This is a genomic window from Ectothiorhodospira shaposhnikovii (assembly GCF_022227765.1).
In the GTDB taxonomy this organism is placed as follows: Bacteria; Pseudomonadota; Gammaproteobacteria; order Ectothiorhodospirales; family Ectothiorhodospiraceae; genus Ectothiorhodospira.
In genome coordinates this window covers 58,847-80,385 of the sequence record NZ_JAJMLZ010000008.1, presented here as the reverse complement: position 1 = coordinate 80,385, position 21,539 = coordinate 58,847, and the positions used below count along the sequence as shown (strand labels likewise).

Annotated in this window: 17 protein-coding genes and 1 pseudogene; 11 read left to right on the top strand and 7 right to left on the bottom strand. The window is 58.2% G+C overall.

Annotated elements, in window-relative coordinates; genetic code table 11:
* Positions 1-22 precede the first annotated feature (22 nt).
* Both pstB and phoU read left to right on the top strand, forming a co-directional pair.
* Complete coding sequence (pstB, locus tag LQD11_RS12055; RefSeq protein ID WP_238617768.1) at positions 23-880, top strand: phosphate ABC transporter ATP-binding protein PstB; 858 nt, start codon at positions 23-25, stop codon at positions 878-880.
* A gap of 37 nt (positions 881-917) precedes the next feature.
* Positions 918-1,649: a phosphate signaling complex protein PhoU gene (phoU, locus tag LQD11_RS12050; protein WP_238617767.1), complete on the top strand. Its 732-nt coding sequence runs from the start codon at positions 918-920 to the stop codon at positions 1,647-1,649.
* 48 nt (positions 1,650-1,697) lie between these two features.
* On the opposite strand, the gene LQD11_RS12045 is transcribed toward phoU, so the two are convergent.
* On the bottom strand, positions 1,698-2,261 hold the full coding sequence (locus tag LQD11_RS12045) for a nucleoside deaminase (RefSeq protein ID WP_238617766.1): 564 nt from the start codon (positions 2,259-2,261) through the stop codon (positions 1,698-1,700).
* A gap of 191 nt (positions 2,262-2,452) precedes the next feature.
* Between LQD11_RS12045 and LQD11_RS12040 the strand changes: the two genes are divergently transcribed.
* From LQD11_RS12040 to LQD11_RS12025, 4 genes are all read left to right on the top strand, one after another.
* The gene (locus LQD11_RS12040; protein WP_238617765.1) at positions 2,453-4,150 is read left to right on the top strand and encodes a nitrite/sulfite reductase; all 1,698 of its coding nucleotides are present in this window, start codon (positions 2,453-2,455) and stop codon (positions 4,148-4,150) included.
* Positions 4,086-4,562 (top strand): DUF934 domain-containing protein, encoded by a 477-nt coding sequence (locus tag LQD11_RS12035; RefSeq protein WP_238617764.1) that lies wholly within the window; start codon positions 4,086-4,088, stop codon positions 4,560-4,562. The genes LQD11_RS12040 and LQD11_RS12035 overlap by 65 nt, the downstream gene beginning before the upstream one ends.
* A 112-nt stretch (positions 4,563-4,674) precedes the next feature.
* Entirely contained in the window at positions 4,675-5,136 is a 462-nt protein-coding gene (locus LQD11_RS12030) for an RT0821/Lpp0805 family surface protein (RefSeq protein WP_238617763.1), read from the top strand.
* A 39-nt stretch (positions 5,137-5,175) separates the two neighbouring features.
* Positions 5,176-5,661, top strand: coding sequence for a DUF411 domain-containing protein (locus LQD11_RS12025; RefSeq protein ID WP_238617762.1), 486 nt, complete (start codon positions 5,176-5,178; stop codon positions 5,659-5,661).
* Positions 5,662-5,679: 18 nt separating this feature from the next.
* Here LQD11_RS12025 and LQD11_RS12020 read toward each other — a convergent pair whose 3' ends face one another.
* Positions 5,680-6,396 (bottom strand): phosphoadenylyl-sulfate reductase, encoded by a 717-nt coding sequence (locus LQD11_RS12020; protein WP_238617761.1) that lies wholly within the window; start codon positions 6,394-6,396, stop codon positions 5,680-5,682.
* A gap of 105 nt (positions 6,397-6,501) precedes the next feature.
* Positions 6,502-8,391, bottom strand: coding sequence for a pyruvate kinase (locus LQD11_RS12015; protein ID WP_238617760.1), 1,890 nt, complete (start codon positions 8,389-8,391; stop codon positions 6,502-6,504).
* A gap of 193 nt (positions 8,392-8,584) precedes the next feature.
* Between LQD11_RS12015 and LQD11_RS12010 the strand changes: the two genes are divergently transcribed.
* On the top strand, positions 8,585-9,046 hold the full coding sequence (locus LQD11_RS12010; protein ID WP_238617759.1) for a hypothetical protein: 462 nt from the start codon (positions 8,585-8,587) through the stop codon (positions 9,044-9,046).
* Positions 9,047-9,517: 471 nt separating this feature from the next.
* Here LQD11_RS12010 and LQD11_RS12005 read toward each other — a convergent pair whose 3' ends face one another.
* The 3 genes and pseudogenes from LQD11_RS12005 to LQD11_RS15765 all read right to left on the bottom strand — a co-directional run.
* Entirely contained in the window at positions 9,518-10,414 is an 897-nt protein-coding gene (locus LQD11_RS12005; RefSeq protein WP_238617758.1) for a hypothetical protein, read from the bottom strand.
* A 59-nt stretch (positions 10,415-10,473) separates the two neighbouring features.
* A complete protein-coding gene (locus LQD11_RS12000) occupies positions 10,474-12,591 on the bottom strand; it encodes a hypothetical protein (RefSeq protein ID WP_238617757.1) in 2,118 nt (705 codons plus the stop codon).
* Positions 12,592-13,296: 705 nt separating this feature from the next.
* Positions 13,297-13,488: pseudogene (locus tag LQD11_RS15765) on the bottom strand (PAAR-like domain-containing protein); the annotation flags it as partial.
* Here LQD11_RS15765 and LQD11_RS11990 point away from each other — a divergent pair.
* A complete protein-coding gene (locus LQD11_RS11990; RefSeq protein ID WP_238617755.1) occupies positions 13,426-13,623 on the top strand; it encodes a hypothetical protein in 198 nt (65 codons plus the stop codon). The pseudogene LQD11_RS15765 and the gene LQD11_RS11990 sit on opposite strands and share 63 nt — an antisense overlap.
* 633 nt (positions 13,624-14,256) lie before the next feature.
* Here the strand turns inward: LQD11_RS11990 and LQD11_RS11985 are convergent.
* Entirely contained in the window at positions 14,257-14,580 is a 324-nt protein-coding gene (locus LQD11_RS11985) for a high-potential iron-sulfur protein (protein ID WP_238617754.1), read from the bottom strand.
* 599 nt (positions 14,581-15,179) lie between these two features.
* Between LQD11_RS11985 and LQD11_RS11980 the strand changes: the two genes are divergently transcribed.
* The 3 genes from LQD11_RS11980 (at position 15,180) to LQD11_RS11970 (ending at position 21,291) form a co-directional block, all read left to right on the top strand.
* The gene (locus tag LQD11_RS11980; protein ID WP_238617753.1) at positions 15,180-16,058 is read left to right on the top strand and encodes a DmsE family decaheme c-type cytochrome; all 879 of its coding nucleotides are present in this window, start codon (positions 15,180-15,182) and stop codon (positions 16,056-16,058) included.
* A gap of 50 nt (positions 16,059-16,108) precedes the next feature.
* A complete protein-coding gene (locus tag LQD11_RS11975) occupies positions 16,109-18,139 on the top strand; it encodes an MtrB/PioB family decaheme-associated outer membrane protein (protein WP_238617752.1) in 2,031 nt (676 codons plus the stop codon).
* 218 nt (positions 18,140-18,357) lie between these two features.
* A complete protein-coding gene (locus LQD11_RS11970) occupies positions 18,358-21,291 on the top strand; it encodes an OmcA/MtrC family decaheme c-type cytochrome (protein ID WP_238617751.1) in 2,934 nt (977 codons plus the stop codon).
* Positions 21,292-21,539 lie beyond the last annotated feature (248 nt).

Here is a 21,539-nt window from a genome sequence, read left to right as displayed (position 1 = left end):
CCGATCGAAGAGATTCAAGAATATGGACGGCATGACAACCATGACAGAGCAGAACACCATGACCCACGGCGTCACCGCCGGTCTCTTCGAGAACACCGAGCGCAAGCGTCTGCGCCTGGCCGACGAGACCATTGCCCTGGAAGTGCAGGACCTCAACCTCTACTACGGTGAGGCCCAGGCCCTGAAGCGCATCTCCATGAAGGTGGCCGCGAAGCGGGTCACCGCCTTCATCGGCCCCAGCGGCTGCGGCAAGTCCACTCTGCTGCGCTGTTTCAATCGCATGAACGACCTGGTGGATGCCTGCCGTATCGAGGGCAAGATCCTGCTGGAGGGGGACGACATCTATGACCGCAAGGTGGACGTGGCCGAACTGCGTCGCCGGGTGGGCATGGTGTTTCAGAAACCCAACCCCTTCCCCAAGTCCATCTACGAGAACGTGGCCTACGGCCTGCGCCTGCAGGGTGTGCGGGACCGCAAGGTGCTGGACGAGGTGGTGGAGCGATCCCTGCGGGGCGCGGCCCTGTGGGACGAGGTCAAGGACCGTCTCCACCAGAACGCCTTCGGGCTTTCCGGGGGTCAGCAGCAGCGTCTGGTCATTGCCCGGGCCATCGCCATCGAGCCGGAGGTGATCCTGCTGGATGAACCGGCCTCGGCCCTGGACCCGATTTCCACCGCCAAGATCGAAGAGCTGATCTATGAGCTGAAGAAGGAATACACCATCCTCATCGTCACCCACAACATGCAGCAGGCGGCCCGGGTATCCGACTACACCGCTTACATGTATCTTGGCGAGATGATCGAATACGGTGACACCATGACCCTGTTCACCAATCCCAGGAAGAAGGCCACCGAGGACTACATTACGGGTCGTTACGGCTGATCGGCCGTTCTTCACCGACATTTTCGAGGCAATAGCGATGGACAAGAACAAACTGGGTGGTCACTACCTGGAGAAATACAACGAGGAACTGGAGAGCTTGCGCAACCGCGTCCTCGCCATGGGTGGCTTGGTGGAATCCCAGGTGATCGATGCCGTGAACGCACTGGTGGCCGCCGACGTGCGCCTGGCGGATCAGGTCATCAAGAACGATGCCCGGGTCAACAGCCTGGAGGTCATCATCGACGAGCAGTGCGCCGAGATCCTGGCCCGCCATCAGCCGGCGGCCAGCGATCTTCGCTTCATTATCTCCATCGTCAAGACCATCACCGATCTGGAGCGTATCGGCGACCAGGCGGAGAAGGTGGCCCGCATGGCGGTGCACTTGGCGGAGAAGGACAGACCCAAGAATCAGTACGCGGATGTTCAGTCCCTGGGCGAACGGGTGGCGCGTCTGGTGCATGAGGCCCTGGATGCCTTTGCCCGCATGGATGTGGAAGTGGCCCTGGCGGTGGCCAGGGAAGATGCGAACGTGGACCGGGAGTACGAGTCCGTGATGCGCCAGCACATCACCTACATGATGGAAGACCCCCGCACCATCACCCGTGCCCTGGACGTGATCTGGGCCCTGCGGGCGCTGGAGCGCATCGGCGATCATGCCCGCAACATGTGCGAATATGTGATCTACCTGGTGAAGGGCAAGGACGTGCGCCACGTCAGTCTGGAGGAGATGGAAAGGGCTGCCCGGGGCGAGACGCCGGGAGAGGAATAGGCCGCCCTCGCGGGAGTCTCCCGCATCGTGACTGCTGGTGCCCGGCTCTCAGTAGAGCCGGCCGCCGGTCGCCAGATACTGATTGAGCACGGCCACGGCCTCCTCCCGCAGCACCCCTCCCGTCACCCGGATGCCTCGCCGTTCCAGGGCCTGCGGCCAGGCCGCGGGCTTGTCGCCCTCGTCAAACCCGATGGCCCGAACATCCTCGTCCAGGGCCGCGTAGACCAGTTCCCGGATGCCGGACCAGGGCAGGGCACCCATGCACATGGCACAGGGTTCGGCCGATACCGCCAGCCGATACCGGTGTTGCCCGCCATCGCTCAGGTCGTGCCGCCCCACCCTCTGCTGGGCCATGGCCAGTGCCACCATCTCCCCATGCAGGATGGAACAGCCCCGGCTCACCACCATGTTCACCCCCGGTGCCACCAGGGTCCCGTCCTCGTCGAAGATGGCGGCCCCAAAAGGCCCGCCGGTGCCGTGGATCACATTCTGTCGGGACAGTTCGATGGCGAACCGGACCTGTGCCTCGGCGGTCTCCAGCACGGGAACCGGTCCTCGCAGTTGTGTCTGCAACCAGTCGGGCAGGCGGACTGTCAGCTCGGGTAATTCCATGATGCCTCCAGGTGGTCAACTGCCTGGGCTTCATTGTAGGCCTTGCGGGGCGTTCCTGAACCTGGCCGACACTCCCCTTGACCTGCCTCATATTCACTAAAAGAATCAATAGATGAATACAAATTCTTTTTTGATCGTTATCAATTGAAGTAACCTCCTGCAAAGCTCAAGAATGCAGGAGACGGCAGACAATGTACCAACAGGATGAATGGGACCAGGCCCTGCTGCGGGAGCGGGTGGCGGAATTCCGCGACCAGACACAGCGTTTTCTGGCCGGGCAGCTGACCGAGGATGCCTACCGTCCGCTGCGCCTCATGAACGGCCTCTATGTGCAGCGCCATGCCCCCATGCTGCGGGTGGCCATCCCCTATGGTGTCCTCTCCTCGGACCAGTTGCGGGGGTTGGCCCATGTGGCCGAGCACCATGACCGCGGCTATGGCCATTTCACCACCCGCCAGAACATCCAGTTCAACTGGCTCACGCTGGCGTCGGTCCCCGATGTCCTGGCCGAACTGGCCGAGGTGGGTTTGCATGCCATCCAGACCAGCGGCAACTGCATCCGCAACGTCACCACCGATCCGCTGGCGGGACTTTTGCCCGGCGAGGTGGATGACCCCCGGCCCTGGTGCGAGCTGATCCGGCAATGGGCCACCCTGAACCCCGAGTTCACCTTCCTGCCGCGCAAGTTCAAGATCGCCGTCAGCGGCCGCCTGCACGACCGCGCCGCCTGCCGGATTCATGATCTGGGGCTGGAACTTCGGCGGGATGAACAGGAGAAGCCGGGATTCCGGGTCTGGGTCGGCGGCGGCCTGGGTCGAGAGCCCCATCTGGCCCAGTGCCTGCGGGAGTTCCTGCCCGCTGATGATCTCATCGACTATCTCACGGCGGTATTGCGGGTCTACAACCAGGCCGGGCGCAGGGATCATCTCTACAAATCCCGTATCAAGATCCTGGTCAAGAGCCTGGGGATCGAGGCCTTCTCGAATCAGGTGGAAGCAACCTGGCAGGACATTCGTGAAACCCGGTCCATCTCGGCCCTGGCCGCCCTGGCGCGGATCCAGGCCCGATTCACCGAGCCGGCCCATGATCCCGCGCTGGCCGATGACCGGATCGAGCCCACGCCCACCGGGGCTTTTGCCCGCTGGCTCCGGTACAACACCCGTGAACACCGGGTACCCGGGTACCGGGTGGTCTTCATCCTGCTCAAGGGGCTGGAACGGGCGCCCGGCGACCTGACGGCGGTGGAGATGCGCGTGCTGGCCGATCTGGCGGATCAGCACGGCTTCAGCCGGTTGCAGACCACCCATGATCAGAACCTGCTGCTGCCCCATATTCCGGTGCGGGCCCTGCGGGAGGTCTGGCAGACCCTGGACATCCTGGGTCTGGCCAATCCCGGCATCGGCACGGTGAACGATGTGACCGCCTGTCCGGGACTGGATTACTGCAATCTGGCCAATGCGGCCACCCTGCCGCTGGCGCAGCAGATCCAGCAGCGTTTCCAGGATCTGGATTATCTCCATGACCTGGGGGAGGTCCACCTGAAGATCTCCGGCTGCATGAACGGATGTGCCCATCACCACGTGGCGGACATCGGTCTGCTGGGTGTGGAAAAGCAGGGCGGTTCCTGGTTCCAGCTGCTGCTGGGAGGCCGTGCCGGGGCCGAGAGCCGGCTGGGGCGCGTGCTCGGGCCGGCCCTGCGGGCGGAGCAAGTCCCGGACGCCATCGAAACAATACTCGCCCTTTACGCCGCCCGGCGGCTGTCGGGGGAGCCTTTTGCGGAGACGGTGCAACGCATCGGTCTCAAGACTTTCAAGGAAACGGTTTATGAACAACATGATCATTCTCGACGGGCAACTCACCACGGATCACTGGCGCACAGTGAGGGATGACGAATCCCTGCCGCCGGACGGAAACCTGCTGTTCGGGTATGAGCGGTTCGTCGCCAACGCCCTGTTCTATTCCCAGCGCCCCGGCGGACTGGGCGTGATCCTGCAACCGGAAGACAGCCTGGAGCCGATCCTGCCGTGGCTCGGCCGATTGAACCTGATCGGCCTGCATTTTCCCCGGGTGGCGGATGGCCGGCACTACAGCACTGCCCGGTTGCTGCGTACCCGGCACGGCTATCAGGGCGAACTCAGGGCGACCGGCGAGGTCTATCGGGATCAGCTGGACTTCATGCGCCGGGTCGGTTTCAACGCCTTCCAGTTGCCGGAGAGTGAAGATCCGCAGGCGGTGCTGAACGGTGTGAGGAGTCCGAGGGCCTATCCGGATCTGCAGTATGATCTGCTCAGAACCGCTTGATCGTCCGGTCTCCAATTTCCATATGGCTTTGGTCAGGCCCCGTTCAGGTCTTTTGGTCTATCCTCCCACGGAAGCCTGAACCTGTCTGCGCAAAAGACCCGGGAGCATCATCATGACCATTCTGAGCAAGATCAGCATTGCCGCCATCATGGGCGCGGCCGTCCTCGTCGGCGGCTGTGCGACGGGACCGACCCAGGAGCAGACCGGGGCGGTGATCGGCGGGGCCCTGGGCGGCGTCATCGGCAGTCAGGTTGGTGCCGGCAGGGGGCGTACCGCCGCCATCATTGCCGGCACCCTGGCGGGCGCGGCGGTCGGCGGTTCCGTGGGACGGACCATGGACGAAGTGGATCGCATGAACGTCTCCCGTGCCCTGGAAACCTCCCCCGACAATCGCCCGGTGGCCTGGCGAAACCCGAATACCGGCCACAGTTTCCAGGCCACCCCCACGCGTACCTACCAGGCCTCGGGTCAGGACTGCCGTGAATATACCGTCATCGGCAATATCGACGGTTCACGGGAAACCATCACCGGCGTGGCCTGCCGGGATGCCCAGGGGCGCTGGATCAATCAGTAGTTCTTTCAATCGATGACCGTAGCCGGTCCGGAGTCAACCATGTCCCCCGCAAAGGATGTTCCATTTTTCCTGAAACCCATCCTGATGCTGTCCCTGTTGATCGGTGCCCTGTCTCTGGGGGGGGTACAGGCGGAAGACGTGGCCATCACCGTCTACAAGGACCCCGACTGTGGGTGCTGTACCCTGTGGGAACAGCACCTGGAGGCCAACGGGTTCCGGGTGGACAGCCGGGAAACCCGTGCCATGGGTCTGGTCAAGGCGCAGGTGGGGTTACCCCGTGCCATGGCCTCGTGTCATACCGCCATTGTGGATGGGGTGATCGTGGAGGGACACGTTCCTGCCGAGGTGGTGCATCGCTTCCTGGCCGAGCGTCCGGCGGGAGCGGTGGGTATTGCCGCCCCGGGCATGCCGCTGGGTTCTCCCGGGATGGAAATGCCCGATGGCCGGACCCAGCCTTATGACGTCATGGCCTTCGATGCCGAAGGCCGCAGTTGGGTCTACAGCTCCCATAACGACGGTCAGTAGCCGAACACTACCACTGGCTCACACATGCTCATGCAACCCGCACTCGCGCTTGAGGCCGAAGAACCGCATCTGTGACGGGTCATCAATCTCATGTACCGAGCGCGTGGTATGGACATCACCGATGGACAGGTAGCCCTCGTGCCACAGCGGGTGATAGGGCAGTTCATGGCGGGTGAGATAGCGGTGCACATCCCGGTCGGTCCATTCGATGATGGGGTGAATCTTCAGCCGCCCATTCTGTGAGGCCACGATATCCAGGTTTGCCCGGGAGGCCGACTGCTGTCGGCGCAGCCCGGCAAACCAGGCGCGTGCCCCCAGTTCACCGAGTGCCCGCTGCATGGGTTCCACCTTGTTCATCCGGTTATAACGCTCGATTCCCTCCAGCCCCTGTTCCCACAGCTTGCCGTAGCGCGCCTCCTGCCAGTGCGGGGAAAGGGCGGCGCGGTACACATGCAGGTTCAGGTTGAGGCGCGAGGACAGTTCATCCACGAACCGATAGGTTTCCGGAAAGAGATAACCCGTATCCACCAGGATTACGGGGATATCCGGTTGTTCACGGGTCACCAGATGCAACATCACCGCGGCCTGCGCACCAAAACTGGAACTGAGCACGATCTGCTCGCCGAAGTGCTCCAGTCCCCAGCGCACCCGGGCCTGCGCATCCAGGGATGCCAGTGTGCGGTTGATGCCTTCCAGGTTTTCGTGGTTGTGCCGTTCAATGGCCGGTGCTGACATGCCGTGTTCCTCCATTCGTCGTTGGAGGTACAGTAGCAAGGATTGCGGATGGTCAAAAAAGAATAAAATGTAACTTATCGATTCATTTTTGATATTTATGGCGGTCTAGCCGGCCAGCCGCAGAGCCCGGAGCTGGGCGGTCTTCTTGTGCTGATGGGCCTGCATCCGCACCAGGATGCTGTCCAGGGTCTGAAGGGCGTCCAGGATATAGGGACCCTTGTTGAGCATGACGCATTCGGCCCGTCCCGCCATGGCGGCGTCCGTCAACTCCGGCCGCGAGATCAGGCCTTCCTTGGCCAGGCTTTCCAATACCTGGGTGGCCCAGATCACCGGCACATGGGCCGCTTCGCAGAGCCACAGGATCTCTTCCTGTATCTCCGCCAGACGTTCTCCCCCGATCTCCACCGCCAGATCGCCGCGAGCGATCATCACCCCCAAGCGGTGGCGCCCCAAGGTGGCCAGGATGATCTCCGGCAGATTCTCCACGGCTCGGCAGGTCTCGATCTTGGCCACGATGCCCAGGCCCGAGCCTCCTCGCCGGGCCAGTTCATCCATGAGCAGCATCATGTCCTGCCGGGATTCGACGAAGGAATAACCCACCAGATCCGCGTGGGCTGCCACGAAACCCAGGTGTTCGAGATCCTGCGGACTCAGGCCGGGCAGGTTCAGCGAGGCGCCGGGGAAATTGATGCCCCTGTCCGGCCGCAGGCGATGTCCCTGGGGACGGCAATGGGTGATGCGGATCATGACGCCGTCGTCAGTGAGGTGATCCACCGTACCGCCAATCTTGCCGTCATCGATCCAGACTTTTTGTCCCGCCTCCAGGGTCGCCAATGCCTCGGGCGTGGTACAGGCAATATGTGCGGGCAGCAGACATTGCCCCCTGTCGTCCACCGTTGCCGGTTGTCCCGGGGTCTGGGTGCGAGTCAGGTGCAGCAGATCATCCTTGAACAGTCGGATCGTGACGGGTTCCAGCGCGGGCCAGTCCAGTTGCAGTGTCTGTATCTCCTGCCAGTCACCCATACTGTTACGGCGTTCATGAACGAAATGGGTGGACTGGGTGAAATAGGCGCCGCGGTCCAGGGTGGCCAGCCGACCGCCATGGTCCAGTGTCTGCACGATGCTCATCCGGCGCTTCTTGCCCCGGGTATCTTCAAAAACCAGTCGGTCACCGGCCTGCATGCGATCCAGACAAGGAGCCGGCAGCAGATATTGATACACACCCTCACCCACAGTCATCAGCGTCCCGTTCGCGGGATTCAGGATGATCTGCGCTGGTTGCATCACCCTGCCAAGCAGGTTGCGCCGTGGTTTGACATGAGAAACCGGCGGACGATGGGCCAAGGGACCGGTGCGTAGCTTGTGACCCGCCAGATCCATCAGGATCGTACAGCGGGAGTTCAGTCTTCGCTCGGCGGCGCGCAGGTGGCGGATCATGGCGGACCAGACTTCCGGATCATCATGGGCGCAGTTGATGCGGGCGCAGTCCATGCCGGTTTCCATCAGTTTCTGCACCAGATCCTCATGCAGGGCGGCTTCCCTGGGCAGTGTGACCATGATGCGCACCTGCCTTCCGGCCGGCGGGGTTCCGAACAGATGGTCGGCATTTTCCTTGAGCGTGTGCTGACCCCGTTCGAAATCGATCCCTGCGGGTTCGGGATCGGCTTCATGGTTGCGGTGGGTGAGCCGGGTCAGTACCCGCAGCACCTGATTGATGCTGGCCATGACATGGGCTTCCGTGCGCCCCAGGGAAGAGAGCCCCTGTCTTGCCAGGCATGTCTGCAAGGGGCGCAGGTCTATTGCCCTCAATGCCAGATACTGGGCCAGATTGCGGGCGGAAAAGGGAATGATGTCCGGGCAATCGGGATGAAATTTCTTCAGCCGCTGTTCAGCGCCGGACACCACCTCGCTCCTGAGCTTGAGCATGGCATCCGTCAAGGTATTGAGGTCTGCCAGAGAGGCATCCGGGGTTGCCGAGGCGGGGCGCTGAGTCATGGGTTGGAGAACCTGTATCGCGCGTGGCCATTTCCACGCATCCACCCGTGAATACCATGCGGGCATGACAGGCGCGTGAACTTTTACAAAGACACGGCATTGTCAGCAAATTGTCATCGTGAATGCATAGCATGAGCGTGTTTTGCTTATCGAATCTCATCTCGACAATGGCTGACTGTGAGGAATGATTGTAATGAAACCGAAATTTCCCCTCCTGCTCGCAGGTCTTGTGCTGGTGCTGGGCGTGACGGGTTGCCAGACTGCGCCGGAAAAGTCCCCGATGGCTCAGGGGTTGTCACAACAGGCTGACATGAAGGGCCCCTTTGATCGCCCTGGATTCAGGGTGGAGGCGTCGGATGGCCGTTTGTGGGTGCTCAAGCCGGGCCAGGAAAAAAGTGGTGAGCACGTGGCCCTGATCGGTGCGGGTCCCCAGGGGATGACAGTGCGTGCCGTGGACCGTGATACCGCGCTGGAATATCTGGCCGCCAAGCCCGGATTCCAGGTAGAGGCGAAGGATGGGCGTCTGTGGGTACTTAAGCCTGGACAGGAGAAGAGTGGCAACCATGTGGCACGTATCGGCGTCGGTCCATTGGGCAGCACTGTCCGTGCGGTAGATGCGGAAACCATGGAAGCGTATCTGGCCGCTCAGCCTTGATTTTTATTAACGCGGCAATCAAACAAATCACTTTATTTCGTGTCTACTTTCAGCAAAATCAGTAACTTACTGGAGGCGCGATGGATGTGAATGGTCGCCGGTTTAATAATTCGCTAATTAAATATATACAATTTGGCCGGTATGGATGTTTGATTTAGAGGAAAATAAAAGCCTTGAAAAGTCAAGTGATTGAATTGCTGGATTGGTAATAAGTCAAGGCAGGTCAACGAGAAGCGCTCTGAAGTGAATTTCAGAGTGCTTCTTTTTTTTGCGCTCCATTTGAATATTTGATGTGGAAACCGGTCTGCCTGCTTGAAACCTTGGATAAGGCATAGTTTGAATACGTCATTCCCGCGAAAGCGGGAATCCAGGAACTGATTAGGAATTTAGGATTCCCGCTTTCGCGGGAATGACGGCAGGGAGGGGGCTTTTTTCCCTGATGTTGGATTGCCTGATGTTGAGTTGAATTTGTCAAATGATGTCTTTATCCATCTTTTTGTTTTTTAAAATGCTATCAAAAAGGGTTTTCCTGATAACAGTTCCGGGCCCAATTCTCTCCCATCTGCCGTCTGGGTGGCGTATCCAGTTGGGTTCTTTTGGTAGTTTTTCAGTTTTTAGTAGTGACCATTGCCAGTCTTCAGAATTGATATTTATAGGCGCGTTCTTTTTTGCTTGCGCATCTTCTTGGTGATTTTGGTCTTTGTTTTCCATGAATCTTAATATGTAGCAGTAAATTTCTTCTGCTTCTTCCGCTGTGTATTTGTTTTCCAGGCAGTCTGATATGTTTATTAGTTTGTATGTCAGGTAGGCGCTTGGCGCTCCGTTGGTAATTAAGTCGGCTGGTGGTCTTATGATGCTTAGGTGTGTTTCTTCGTATTTTGTTGGCTTAACTGGATTATGAATGTCGTGAATTAAGAATGATGTGTCGCTCCAGTTTACAGTGTCTTGTCTTTTTGATAGCAGTTTCGGGATGTGGACGATTTGATTTTTTTTGTCAAAGATTACGAATCTGTTGTGCTTCGTTTTTTCAGTTAATTTAAATAAAATAAGGCCTATGGGTATTAGTAGTGTTAGCCATATCATCCATAAGTTTATGCCGTAAAAAATGGCTGATATTGGCATAACTGCTCCAATTAGCAATATTGTCGTGGCGATCGTGTCTACAGTTTGGCTCCAGTAGTTATCTCCATATATTAATAGATCCCCATGATGCTTGGCTGGGGCTGGATTTTCTATTTCATTTTTTTTTGTTTTTTCGATAGTTTTTTCTGAGAGGGGTGAGGTGTTCTTTTCTTTTGATATTTTTATGTCAGATCTTTTAAATGTTTCTATTAGTGGGGATTTTACGGTTGATCTTGCTATTCCCATGTTTTCTCACTCCCTGTTAGCTGTGTTTGGCGGCCCACTTCACTCGCCTTGTTATTGATTTACCTGAAAATATTACTGCTTGGCCATTTTTTCTCAATATTTATTATTTTATAATTTTCTATTCCAGGTAAGGCGACATCTATGTTTGCTTTGATTCCGTGTATTATTTCTTTTCTTTTGGCCTCTAGGTAGAAGTGAGTTTTCTGTTTATTTTCTGAATTTTCTGTCCTGGATTTTGTTTTTTCCGTGATTTTTTTATTAATGTTTTTGTGGTTGAGTGTTATGCTTCCTTTTATGTTTTTGAGCTCTATTAGGTTGTGTGGAGTGGATATTGTGATTTCTATGATAACCTTGTCTTCGGGCCCTAGTTTTTTTGTTTTTCTGTAAATTTTAAATAGGTCTTCTTGGGTTTTATTTGTTTTTCTTTTGAGGTTTTTTATCTGGTTTGATTTGATGTCGTGGATTGTTATTGTTAATTCTATGTTGATTGTTGATATTATGATATTTTCGATTTCTTTCTTGATGTCTTTTGGGTTTTTTGTTCTTGGTGTTTTCCCGAAATGGCTTGTTATTATTGCTTTTTGTGTCTCGCTTCTTGTGCTAGCCATTATTGCTGTCTGGCCTAATGCGCCAATGGCTAGTGCCGTAAGTATTAGTAGTCCAGGTCCTGCTGGGGTAAGAAAAGTTATCGCTCCTGAGATGAATATTAATGACCCTCCGAAGACTTGGCCCATATTTTTAGATTTTATTCCATTTTTAATGGCGATAATGCCAGTTGCAGACTCTATTAGTCCTGCTCCACGATTTATTAATCTACTCGTTTTTCGGAGCAGTCCATTATAGTAATCTCTTCTGGCAGAGTTTTTTATTGCTTTCTCTGCTTGTATTTCATTTATTGAGAATAATGCAAGCGCTGATATTGCTGAGGCTAGATTTAGCTGTTCTTCAAGTGTTGCATTTTTTGGATTGCTTGCAGCGCTGAAGATGTTTGCTGTGATTATTGGTATTTTTATGGAGTTTGCAGTTGCTCTGTAGTGTGGGCTGGATGTAATATTTTGGCTGATCTGGATGTAGTGTACTGGGTCGATTATTTTTGGTGGTTTCGGTAATTTTATTTTTTTGGACTGAATTATTGTCTGTCCGATTATGTTTGTGCTATTGATTTCTTCTAGTTTGGTTTTTGTTATTTCAAGCCTTACTTTTGTTATCCTGCTTAGCATTTCTGCTGTTTCTTGAATTCCTTTCTCTGGTGTTTCAGTGTTTATGTTCAGCGTGGCTTCTGTCAGTGCCTGTAATATGCCTTCAATGGCGCCTGCGGAGAATGTGATTAACTTTAATCGGTCAATTTCCTTTAGGCTTTCTAAGGGTTTGCTTTTTGTTTTTAGTCTTTCTTCGTTTTCAAGCCAGGTGTATAGGATTGATCTTGCTTCGCTATCCTTGCCATTGATAACTGGGATTTCCTCTGTCTCTCCTATCGCTATTTTATATAGATAGCCCAGAGATTCTTGAGACTCATTTTCAAAAACCGCATATCCCCAGTGCAATATCCCTATGGCACGTGTCTCCGGGTTATTGCTGCTGGTAAAATCCTCCATGGATCTTTTAAACTCTATTGAGTTTAGTGTTTTTGCTAATTTTCTTTCTGTTGAGTTTTTTATGTTGTTGGATCTGGTTGTTATTTGATCCAGCTCGGTAAGTCTTCTTTTTATTCTTATGGTGTCCGCTACTTTTGTTAGTTCTGGGTTTTTCTCTATCATTTTCTGGATCAGTCTTCCAAGTGCTATTTCTCCTTTTGTGGCGGATTCTTCAATTTTTTCTAGTGTGGTTAGTTGCTCGTCTAGTTGATTTTTTAAATCTCTTGTCATCTGCAAGGGGTCTTGAAATATTGCTATAAGACAGCTGGAGGCGTCTCGTAATGTGAGCATGTCATTTCTGTCGTCTTGCAGCTGAAAATGTCTACGTGGTTGCCCTCCATGTTCTGCGTTATATCCAAGGCGACCCGACCTTGCGCTATCTCTGCCTAAACATAGAGGTTGAAACCTTTCTGCCACAATCGAATCATTACGGTTAGGCTTATTTGTGTTCATTGATATTGATGAGGATTGATTCCTCAAATCCCCCCACGCCATCCCCCCAAAACCCTCGATCCGTTCCCAGTGCCAGGGGATCTCGCTCATGGCCAGGTGATATTCATGGAGATGTCCTGCCACGTAGTGGGGTAGGAGTATTCTCGCGCCCAGAGGACAGTGCGCAGGCCGCTCGTCCTGGCCCTGCCATTGAGTCAGGTTGACTTCAAACCAACTGCCCTCGGGGCCGGCTTCCAGTTCCCGCCAGAGATGTCCGTCACGAAAGAGGTAAACCCGGCATCCGGGACGTATCGGGGCGGTTTCCCGCTGATCCAGGTCCAGTGCCCGATGCAGGACGATAGCGGCAAACTGATGGTGGTGGCGATGCACCCTGAGTTCCGGGTCACCTGCAAGGTTCCTTTTCCGCGGCATGACTCCACTGGCCAGCGGAACCCGGTAGATGCCGTGAAAGGGATCATCCAGCCGCAATACGAGGTCGACAGGCGCTTCTTCGAGCCCGGTGAAGATCATCCGATGATGGCCTCGGTGACCGGGTTCCGGTTCGGGGTAGGCTTCCATGTGTCGCTGGGTGGAACCCTGGGTTGTCAATTCGATCAGCAGTCCTTTTCCTTCGGCGCGATCCAGATCGATGTCCAGACGCAGGGCGTAAGGAGATTCCTCGACAGGCGGTGCCTGCAGTATCTCGAGATCGATTTCAGGCGGGGGTGCGCAGCCTGGCTGCATCAAGGGTGCCGGCGGTGTGTTGCGGCAATTGGAAACCATCTGGTCGAATTGCCGGACGGCCGGGCGTCCTTCGAAAAAGACATTGCCGGAAGCGGTCAGAAACTCCGCATGACCCTGCCGGGTACCGGAGCGAAGGCCACCGCAGTGACCGGCTTCGTCGCCTCGACTTCTGGAAAACCGTGAATCCAGGTGGCAGGCGGGGTGACCATTGATGAGGATGCTGCCGGCGGTGCCGACGGCATCCATGCTCTCGGCCACATTCATGTACGGGATGGGTTTGCACTTTTTGCCGATGCGGGTGCGGCAGACGTCGATGGTGGTGAGGATGCCTTCCGAGCCGGCATGGACCGCGCTGCGACCGTTGATGGCGATGTTCCGGTTACCGGAAGTCCGGGGTGAGTCGCCTCCCGCGTGACCGGACTCAGGTTCTCCCGAACTGAGTGGGCGGGTGAGGATGGTGCCCGGAATCAGACCGATGTGAGCTTCAACAGCATCGGCGATGGCTCGAATGTCTCCCGGGTTCAGCCTGCCCAGCAGGACATCACCACCCAGGCCGGTCCGTGGACAACGGCTTGTTCGCCCGCCATCCGGCGTGGAGGTCTCCGGTAGTGTCCAGTCGGGATCAATGCGGCGATAGAGGCCGGCCAGCGTCAGATGCGCGGTTTCCCGTCCTCCGAGCCAGGCCTTGAGTGCCCGCCGGCCTTGTTCCAGAGAGGGGAAGACGGGCAGGCCCTGGGCAATGCCGATACTGCCATTGTCCAGGGCCGCCATGCCCAGGAGCCCCGGGTTCTGGGTGCGCCAGGACAGGCTACCCCCTCGAAAGATGGTGAGAACTTCCGTGTCGTCAAAGTAATGGACCTCCTGATCGGAGGCGCCACCGGCAGCCGTGAACATGGGGGGCGTCCTTGCCTCTGGGATCGAAGAGAATCATTTCCCGGCGTTGTTCAAGGATCAAGTCCCTGGCCTGATTTTTTGGGAAGAGTTCTCATTTTTTTGTTGGATCTGACAGCTTTTGGTCGGCAGCGCAGCCGCTCAGCCACGGGTCACCCATGCGTTGCACCACCCGCCGGCCGCCACCAGTTTGCCGGGGAAGACGGCGCAAGGTCCCCATTCCGCCTGGGATGGATCGCTGAACATCAGGCAGTTGGCGCAGTTATGGCCTTCCTTATAGGCACTGTGGGTGGAATCCGAAGCATTCTCCACATAGCTCATGGCCTTTGCCTGTGCGCTGTTCGGATCCAGGCGTTCTGCCGCCAGGGCTGTGTGCCATGACAGGGGCAGGATGGTGACCGCGGCACCGGCCGCACTCATTTTCAGGAACCGGCGACGCTGCATGGAAGCATTCTTGTCACTCATGTTGCTGTTCTCCTCTATCTCGCTTTTGTCGTGTGCTGACAGCGTCGAGACCTTCTGCAGAGAGCGTGCCATCCTGCTTGCATCACTTCATGGGCGTGATGCCCCGACGACGGACACCCCGTTCCGTTCTTGGTTTATGTGCGCATAAAAGCTTGTGATCTCAATGGTTTTAGCGATCGATGCCGGGGGTTGTCGGGGTGCCCGGCGTTGATGCCGGGTGCGCACTTGTCCCCGAATCCTGGGGGATCGAATGCGCCGGTGCTGTTCATTCTCTGCGCAAGATGATCATAACCTGCTCACGTCATCGCCGATGACCGCGCCTATTGACGGCCTTGACTCCATTCGGGCTGAAGGGTGGGGTGCTGGAAGATTTTTTACCAGCCCGGCGTTGGTCGATCTGTTTTTAACCACCGGCCATGATCGTTTCAACCCGGGGGTCAACATAAGAATCAACGATTTACATATGGTTTTTTTGTTGGCCCGCATCCTGCATCAGCAGGCTGGCGAACCTTGCCCCACCATCCAGCAGTCGATGCTGACCTCCAGGTCTGCACAGGGCCTGCGCAATAACAAACAGGGGCAAACCAGAGGGGGTTGTGATGAGGCATTGGTTACTCGTATTCGGCATTGCACTGGCGATGGTGCTGGTACCCGTGGCGCCCGCCTGGGCGGTGGGTGGGGATCCCGAGCGGCCCGTGCGGGGTGTTGACAAGGTGCCCAAGCTGGAGGTGGACCGCTCCGCCCGTATCCAGGAACACGTGCAGCGTATCTTCAGGACACCCCACGCCAACTTCGCGGATGAGCGCACGCCGTTTGCCCAGGGCATGTGCAATCGCTGTCATGGGGCGGGGATGGAAATCTTCTTCAATCCGGAGAAGGAATCCGCCGAGCGCATGAACCAGCCCTGCCTGAGCTGTCATGAGGAGGGCGCCCGTCGCCACTGGCACGGCAGTACCCATGAATTCTCCGGTCTGGCCTGCGTCAACTGCCATGCCATGCACAATGAGCGCCCAAGACTGCTCAAGGCCGATACCCAGCTTGAGGTGTGCGGTGCCTGCCATCTGGATCGTCGCGCCGATTTCGGCAAGCCCTCCCATCATCCGGTCCCTGAAGGCCTCATGCAGTGTACCGACTGCCACAACCCCCATGGCACGCCCGGCCCCAGCAAGCTGATCGGCCATACGGTGAATGAGACTTGCTACAACTGCCATGCCGAAAAGCGGGGACCCTTCCTGTGGGAACACAACCCGGCCCGGGAGGCCTGCACCACCTGCCACGACCCCCACGGTTCCATCCACCGGCCGATGCTGGTCAGCCGTCCCCCCATGCTGTGTCAGCAGTGCCACCTGGGTTCCCATTCCGACGTGGCACTCACCGGGGCGCGGATGGACTTCCGGGTGCAGGGTCGCAGCTGCCTGAACTGCCATAGCCAGGTCCACGGTTCCAACCATCCCCGTGGCTTCGTGTTCAAGGAATGAGGCCAACCGTCACCGGCAACTGCCGGTGGATGAGGTGCGAGGAGAGAATCATGAGCAGAATGTCGAAATCACTCTTGACCACCACGGTCTGCGCCGTGGGTCTGGCCACGCCGTTGACCCTGGCCGCCCAGGAGGGATCAAACCAGATCGTGAGAAAGGAGATCCGGGCCGGCGTCGGTTATCTGAGCGAGGATTCCTTCCGGCTGGGACGCTTTACCGGCGTCGATCAGGCCGGTGTGTTCCTGGATCTGGGGTTCCTGCTGCGCGGGCTGGATCCCCATGACGGTGACACCAACCGCTACTGGCGGCTGGAAGGCCGCAACCTCGGACTGGATTCCCGCGGCTTGAAACTGGATGCCGGCGAACGGGGACGCTACAGCACCTTCCTCTATTACCAGGAAATGCCCAGCTATCAGTATCGGGACGTGGGCACGCCTTACCGTGGGACCGGGTCGGGAAATCTGAGCCTGCCGGCCGGCGGCGGGGCCGCAACGGCCGAGGATTTCCTGAGAGATGTGGATCTGGGCGCCCACCGTCAGCGTCTGAGCGTGGGGGGGCGGGTCAATCTGGATACCCGCTGGCGGGCCAGCACGGCGGTGCATTACGACCGCAAGGACGGCCTCATTGCCCGGGGCGTGAACAACGACTACTTCTGGGCGTTGCAGCGATCCGCCGTGGTACCGGTGCCGGTGGACTACGAGACCACGCGCTTCGAAGCCGATATCACCTACGACGGTGAACAGTTGCAAGGACGGCTGGGGTATCACCTGTCCGTCTTCTCCCAGCGTGACGGCCAGAGCCTGGAGGTCCCCGACGCCACGGTGGCCAACTGGGACAACGCACCGAGCCGCACGGTGGCGCTGGAACCGGACAATCAGTTTCATCAGATCACCGGTTCCATCGGTTATACCTTCACCGACAGCACCGCCCGGGTCGGTGCCGACGTGGCCCTGGGCAGAATGACCCAGGATGAGCGGTTCGTGGAGGCGTTCGCGGGGCTGCCTTCATCCCTGGACGGTCAGATCAACACCACCTTGGTGAATCTGCGGGCCAGCGGCCGTCCCCACGAGCGGCTGAACCTACGCGCGGGGTATCGCTACGACGACCGTGACAACCGCACCTCCGCCTATGACGTGGAACACAACGGACGGACCTGGTCTTCACGTCCGGTCAGTTCCACCCAGCACCGCTATCACGTGGATGCCAGCTACCGGGTGCAGGATCGGACCTATCTAAATCTGGGGGTGGTCAGGGACGAGCGGGAACGGACCTTCGATGACCGGGAACGCACGGATGAAACCGCCTACAAGGCCGGCATTCGCACCCGGGCGATTCCACGCACCACCCTCAGCGCTGAATTCCAGTATGCCGAACAGCGGGGTTCCAACTGGGAGCGGGACACGGCACCCGAAGCCCTGCGCAAGTACTACCTGGCGGATCGTGACCGTCAGAGCATCACCCTGCTGGCCACCTTCCAGGCCAATGGCCGGCTGCAATTCACGCCACGGGTGCAGTGGATCGACGATGACTATTCACGTTCCGAACTGGGACTGCAGTCCGCCGAGCGCCAGATCTGGGCCATGGATGTCTCCTATGTCCCCACTGACCGGATGACTGCCTTTGCCTTTTATGCCTACGAGAACGTCAAGGCGGATCAGGACGGTTTCCGGGCACCGACCCCGACCCGTCCCGGCGGCGAGTTCTGGCGTTCGCAGCGGGATGAGGACTCCCTGACCCTGGGCCTGGGCGGTGAATACGTGGTTCGCCCGGGCAAGCTGACCCTGGGGACCGAGCTGATTCATATCGAAAGCTCGGGCCGTGCCCGGGTGAGGTCCGAGCTCGGCAACGGCGTCTATCCCAGCCTGGAGGCACGCCTGACCCAATTCAGCCTCTACGGCGATTACCGACTGCGCCAGAACCTGGATTTCCGTTTGCGCTACATGGTGGAGCGTTACCGGGAAAAGGACTGGGCTCTGGATGGCGTGGGCGTGACCGGTGTCGGCAACCTCATCCTGCTGGATCAGGAAAGCCCGGATTACACCTCGCACCTGATCGCGGGCACGTTGCGTTATCGATTCTAGATTATTGATTTTAAAATAATTAATTCGATGGGTTGGGCGATATGGATGAGCGATGTTCGGCCTGGTGCCGGAATCGCTGCGAGCGTCCACGGCGAATCAACCTGGAGGTGGGGAGCATGGCACGAATCAGACGATCGAAAATGGAATACTTCACCGGTGGGGGATCTTCACCCCCGGTCACTCTCAGTGAGGTGGGGCAAGGTCGGTCTCATGGCCGCATGAATGTCGTCGTGAGGAACGGCATGCATCTGGCCCTGGTCACCCTGCTGGCCCTGGTGCTGACGGGCTGTCTGGCCAGCGACAGTGGTTTTGACGAAACCACCACCGGCGGCGGTGGTGGCGGTGGTGGTCTGCCGGCGCTGCCGGGTGATTCGGCCGCCGGCCCGGATCTGCGCATCACTAGCGCACAGGTCAACAATGAGGGGCATCCGGTGGTGGAATTCACCCTGCTGGATGGACGGGGTGCGCCCATCACCGACCTGTCCGCGGCCAGTTTCACCTTTGCCAAGCTGGCCCCCAGGAGCCGGTATGGTCAGGGCTATGACTGGGTGAACTACATCACCCGGGAGCGTCCGGTGCCCGATTCCGGGTGGATGCTGGCGGTCTCGGAGAACAATCCCACCGGGGCACCCATGTTCGGCAATGCCATTCAGGGGAATATCGAGAACAACGGTACCCTGGAGAATCTGGGCAACGGCGAGTATCGCTACACCTACAATCTCAATGTGAATCAGGCCAGCCGGACCATCACCGGCGAGAACGTGGGCCAGCTGTGGCGCTGCGTGGAAGATGGCTCTCATGATAGCCATGAATTCTCCGATCGCCGTCAGGCAGAGACTGAGCTGGGCGCGGCCATCCGCTGTTCCTGGGCGGATGGCACCACGCTGCCCCGGGGGGTTCGCATCGAGGGCAGTGGCAATACCCTGACCTATACGGTGGAATACAACGACGACTGGACCCACCGGGTGGGCATGCAGCTGGGAGGCGGCCTGGTGGCCAACGCCTGGTATGACTTCATCCCGGCCACCGGCGAGCGTCCCACCCATGGGGTGGATGCCACCCGGGACATGATTTCCCTCGACAGCTGCAACACCTGCCACGACGGCACCCTGCGCAAGCATGGCGGCAACCGGGTGGAGCCCCAGTACTGCGTCACCTGTCACAACCCGGGCAGCGTGGACCCGGTCAGCGGCCGCAGCATCGACTTCAAGCAGATGGTGCACAAAATCCATCGGGGACAGTCACTGCCCAGCGTGCGTGCCGGTGTGCCCTATTTCATCCGCAACAACGACTTCAGCAAGCTGCGATTCCCTCAGGCCGTGCATGACAATGGCAACATCGGTCATGTGGGCAACTATGCCTCCCACGGCGTCCTGCCGAATGGCAACCCGATCCCGCGTCAGGCCTCCTTCGGCATCGACAATTGCGTGAAGTGTCACATGGGTCAGGAGACCCGGGACGAGCTGGTGCTGATCGCCGGCGGCGAGGATCTGTTGGCCAAGCAGAAGCTGGCGAGGGTGACCCCGGACGGTGACAACTGGTGGGGTCCCACCCGTACCGTAGAGGCCTGCGCCGCCTGCCACGACAACGTGTTCTGGTACAACTTCTCCGATGCCGACGTGGCGCTGCCGGGTGGCGTTCATCCGGATGAGACCCTGCCGGCTCTGCTGGCCCAGCGTTTTGGGGCCTCAACCGAAGGGCCGAGGGGAGACTGGCGCAGCGGCCACCGGACCGGGTTCAATCCGGATACCGGATGGCAGGGTGACGGCACCCTGGCCGGCGCCTTGGGTAGTTCCCTGTTTGTCACTGGGAACTGTGGCGGCTGTCACAACCAGACCCCTGTCGGCGATGCCGCCAACATCGGGTTGCGGGGGATCGAGCAGGGCGGCAACAACCGGGTTCGCGTGACCCGGGCCCACCTGAGTTTCACCCGGGCGGGCATTCGCCAGGACCAGCTCCGGATCGAGCTGGAACCGGCCACCCTGGATCCGGCCGCCGAGACCGTGACCTTCCGCCTGCGGGTGCGGGATGACGCCAAGAACGTCTACCTGAGACACGACGTCAATGCCACCTTCTCCCTGGGCTTCGTCATGGGCTGGCGCGAGGAAGGTTTTGCCGACTTCACCCACTCCAGCGACGTCAATAACAACTGGCCGGGTCGTACCACGGACTTTGGTTGTAATGCCGGTTGCTGGACCAGTGGCTCGGGCAGCAACATCACCATTGCCGGACCCACGGGGAGCGGGTATTACACGGTGACCCTGGATGTGTCCTCCATCATCGACACCATGCCCGAAAACGGCACCGGCTCCATTGCGGTGCAGCATCAGGTGGTGCCGCTGGATGCCCTGGGTGCGGTGGATAGCGTCTGGGATGACAGCCGCACGCCCATCGTCAACGCCCTGCATCGGGTGACCACCTTTGCCATCGGCAACGCGGTTCCGACGCCTCGGCGTCAGGTGGTGGATGTGGAGGACACCTGCCGGTCCTGCCATATCCGTTTCGCCAAGCACGGAGGCAACCGCCGCAACAACCCGGAGCTTTGCGTCCATTGCCACAATCCCAACAATACGGACATTTCCCATGCGGCACGCCGGGGCGTGGAGGGGCAATTCGATGGCAAGCTTGAGGAGTCCAAGGACTTCAAGCGCATGATCCATCACATCCACAGGGCCAACATGGGGGCGGACGGCATCCAGCTGCGTGCCCTGGTATTCGGCGGTCCGGCTCCGCGGGGAGATGAGGATGGTCAGTGGGAGAACGCCCATCACTTCCCGGGCAGCATTGCCAACTGCAATACCTGCCACGTCAACGACAGTTACAAGCTGCCGTTGGCCGAGGGGGTGATTGGTTCCACCCATCGCAGCTTCGACTGGGAGACCGGCAACTTCGCCAATGCCGGTGCGGTGGCCTTCGGTGCCGATAACGAGCTGAATAACCTGGAGCAGCACCGGAAGTTCAGCCCGATTGCCTCGGTCTGTACCTCCTGCCACACCAATCCGGACTGGTTTGAGAACCATATCCAGCCCCGGGGTGGTTCCATGTCCGCCGGTATCAACAACCTGGATCCTGGCGGCGAAAACTGCCTGACCTGCCACGGTCCCGGCGGTGACGCGGACATCAGCCAGGTCCATGACATTCGGCCTCGGTGATGGGATGACCGGGGGGCTTTCAGTCCCCCGGCCATGACAGGTGTTCGTCCTTTTGACCCCTCCCAATGATTTTTCCAGGGAGGGGTTTTTTTTGGCGTTTTTCCACGGATTTCCTGGTGCTGGAGGTGGCATCCCGGGCCGGCATAAAGACCCTGTAACTTGACAGTCATTTTATTTGTGGTTATATGTCCATCACATTTGACAATAATCAAAGGCCGAAAGAGTGCCGGGCCATGTACCCGGCGCCT

Coding starts and splice junctions, on each gene's coding strand:
- LQD11_RS11970 (WP_238617751.1), top strand. CDS start 18,358: ATGAATGTCGTCGTGAGGAACGGCATGCATCTGGCCCTGGTCACCCTG.
- LQD11_RS11980 (WP_238617753.1), top strand. CDS start 15,180: ATGAGGCATTGGTTACTCGTATTCGGCATTGCACTGGCGATGGTGCTG.
- LQD11_RS12040 (WP_238617765.1), top strand. CDS start 2,453: ATGTACCAACAGGATGAATGGGACCAGGCCCTGCTGCGGGAGCGGGTG.
- LQD11_RS12030 (WP_238617763.1), top strand. CDS start 4,675: ATGACCATTCTGAGCAAGATCAGCATTGCCGCCATCATGGGCGCGGCC.
- LQD11_RS12025 (WP_238617762.1), top strand. CDS start 5,176: ATGTCCCCCGCAAAGGATGTTCCATTTTTCCTGAAACCCATCCTGATG.
- phoU (WP_238617767.1), top strand. CDS start 918: ATGGACAAGAACAAACTGGGTGGTCACTACCTGGAGAAATACAACGAG.
- LQD11_RS12035 (WP_238617764.1), top strand. CDS start 4,086: ATGAACAACATGATCATTCTCGACGGGCAACTCACCACGGATCACTGG.
- LQD11_RS12020 (WP_238617761.1), bottom strand. CDS start 6,396: ATGTCAGCACCGGCCATTGAACGGCACAACCACGAAAACCTGGAAGGC.
- LQD11_RS12015 (WP_238617760.1), bottom strand. CDS start 8,391: ATGACTCAGCGCCCCGCCTCGGCAACCCCGGATGCCTCTCTGGCAGAC.
- LQD11_RS12045 (WP_238617766.1), bottom strand. CDS start 2,261: ATGGAATTACCCGAGCTGACAGTCCGCCTGCCCGACTGGTTGCAGACA.
- LQD11_RS12010 (WP_238617759.1), top strand. CDS start 8,585: ATGAAACCGAAATTTCCCCTCCTGCTCGCAGGTCTTGTGCTGGTGCTG.
- pstB (WP_238617768.1), top strand. CDS start 23: ATGGACGGCATGACAACCATGACAGAGCAGAACACCATGACCCACGGC.
- LQD11_RS12000 (WP_238617757.1), bottom strand. CDS start 12,591: ATGAGCGAGATCCCCTGGCACTGGGAACGGATCGAGGGTTTTGGGGGG.
- LQD11_RS12005 (WP_238617758.1), bottom strand. CDS start 10,414: ATGGGAATAGCAAGATCAACCGTAAAATCCCCACTAATAGAAACATTT.
- LQD11_RS11985 (WP_238617754.1), bottom strand. CDS start 14,580: ATGAGTGACAAGAATGCTTCCATGCAGCGTCGCCGGTTCCTGAAAATG.
- LQD11_RS11975 (WP_238617752.1), top strand. CDS start 16,109: ATGAGCAGAATGTCGAAATCACTCTTGACCACCACGGTCTGCGCCGTG.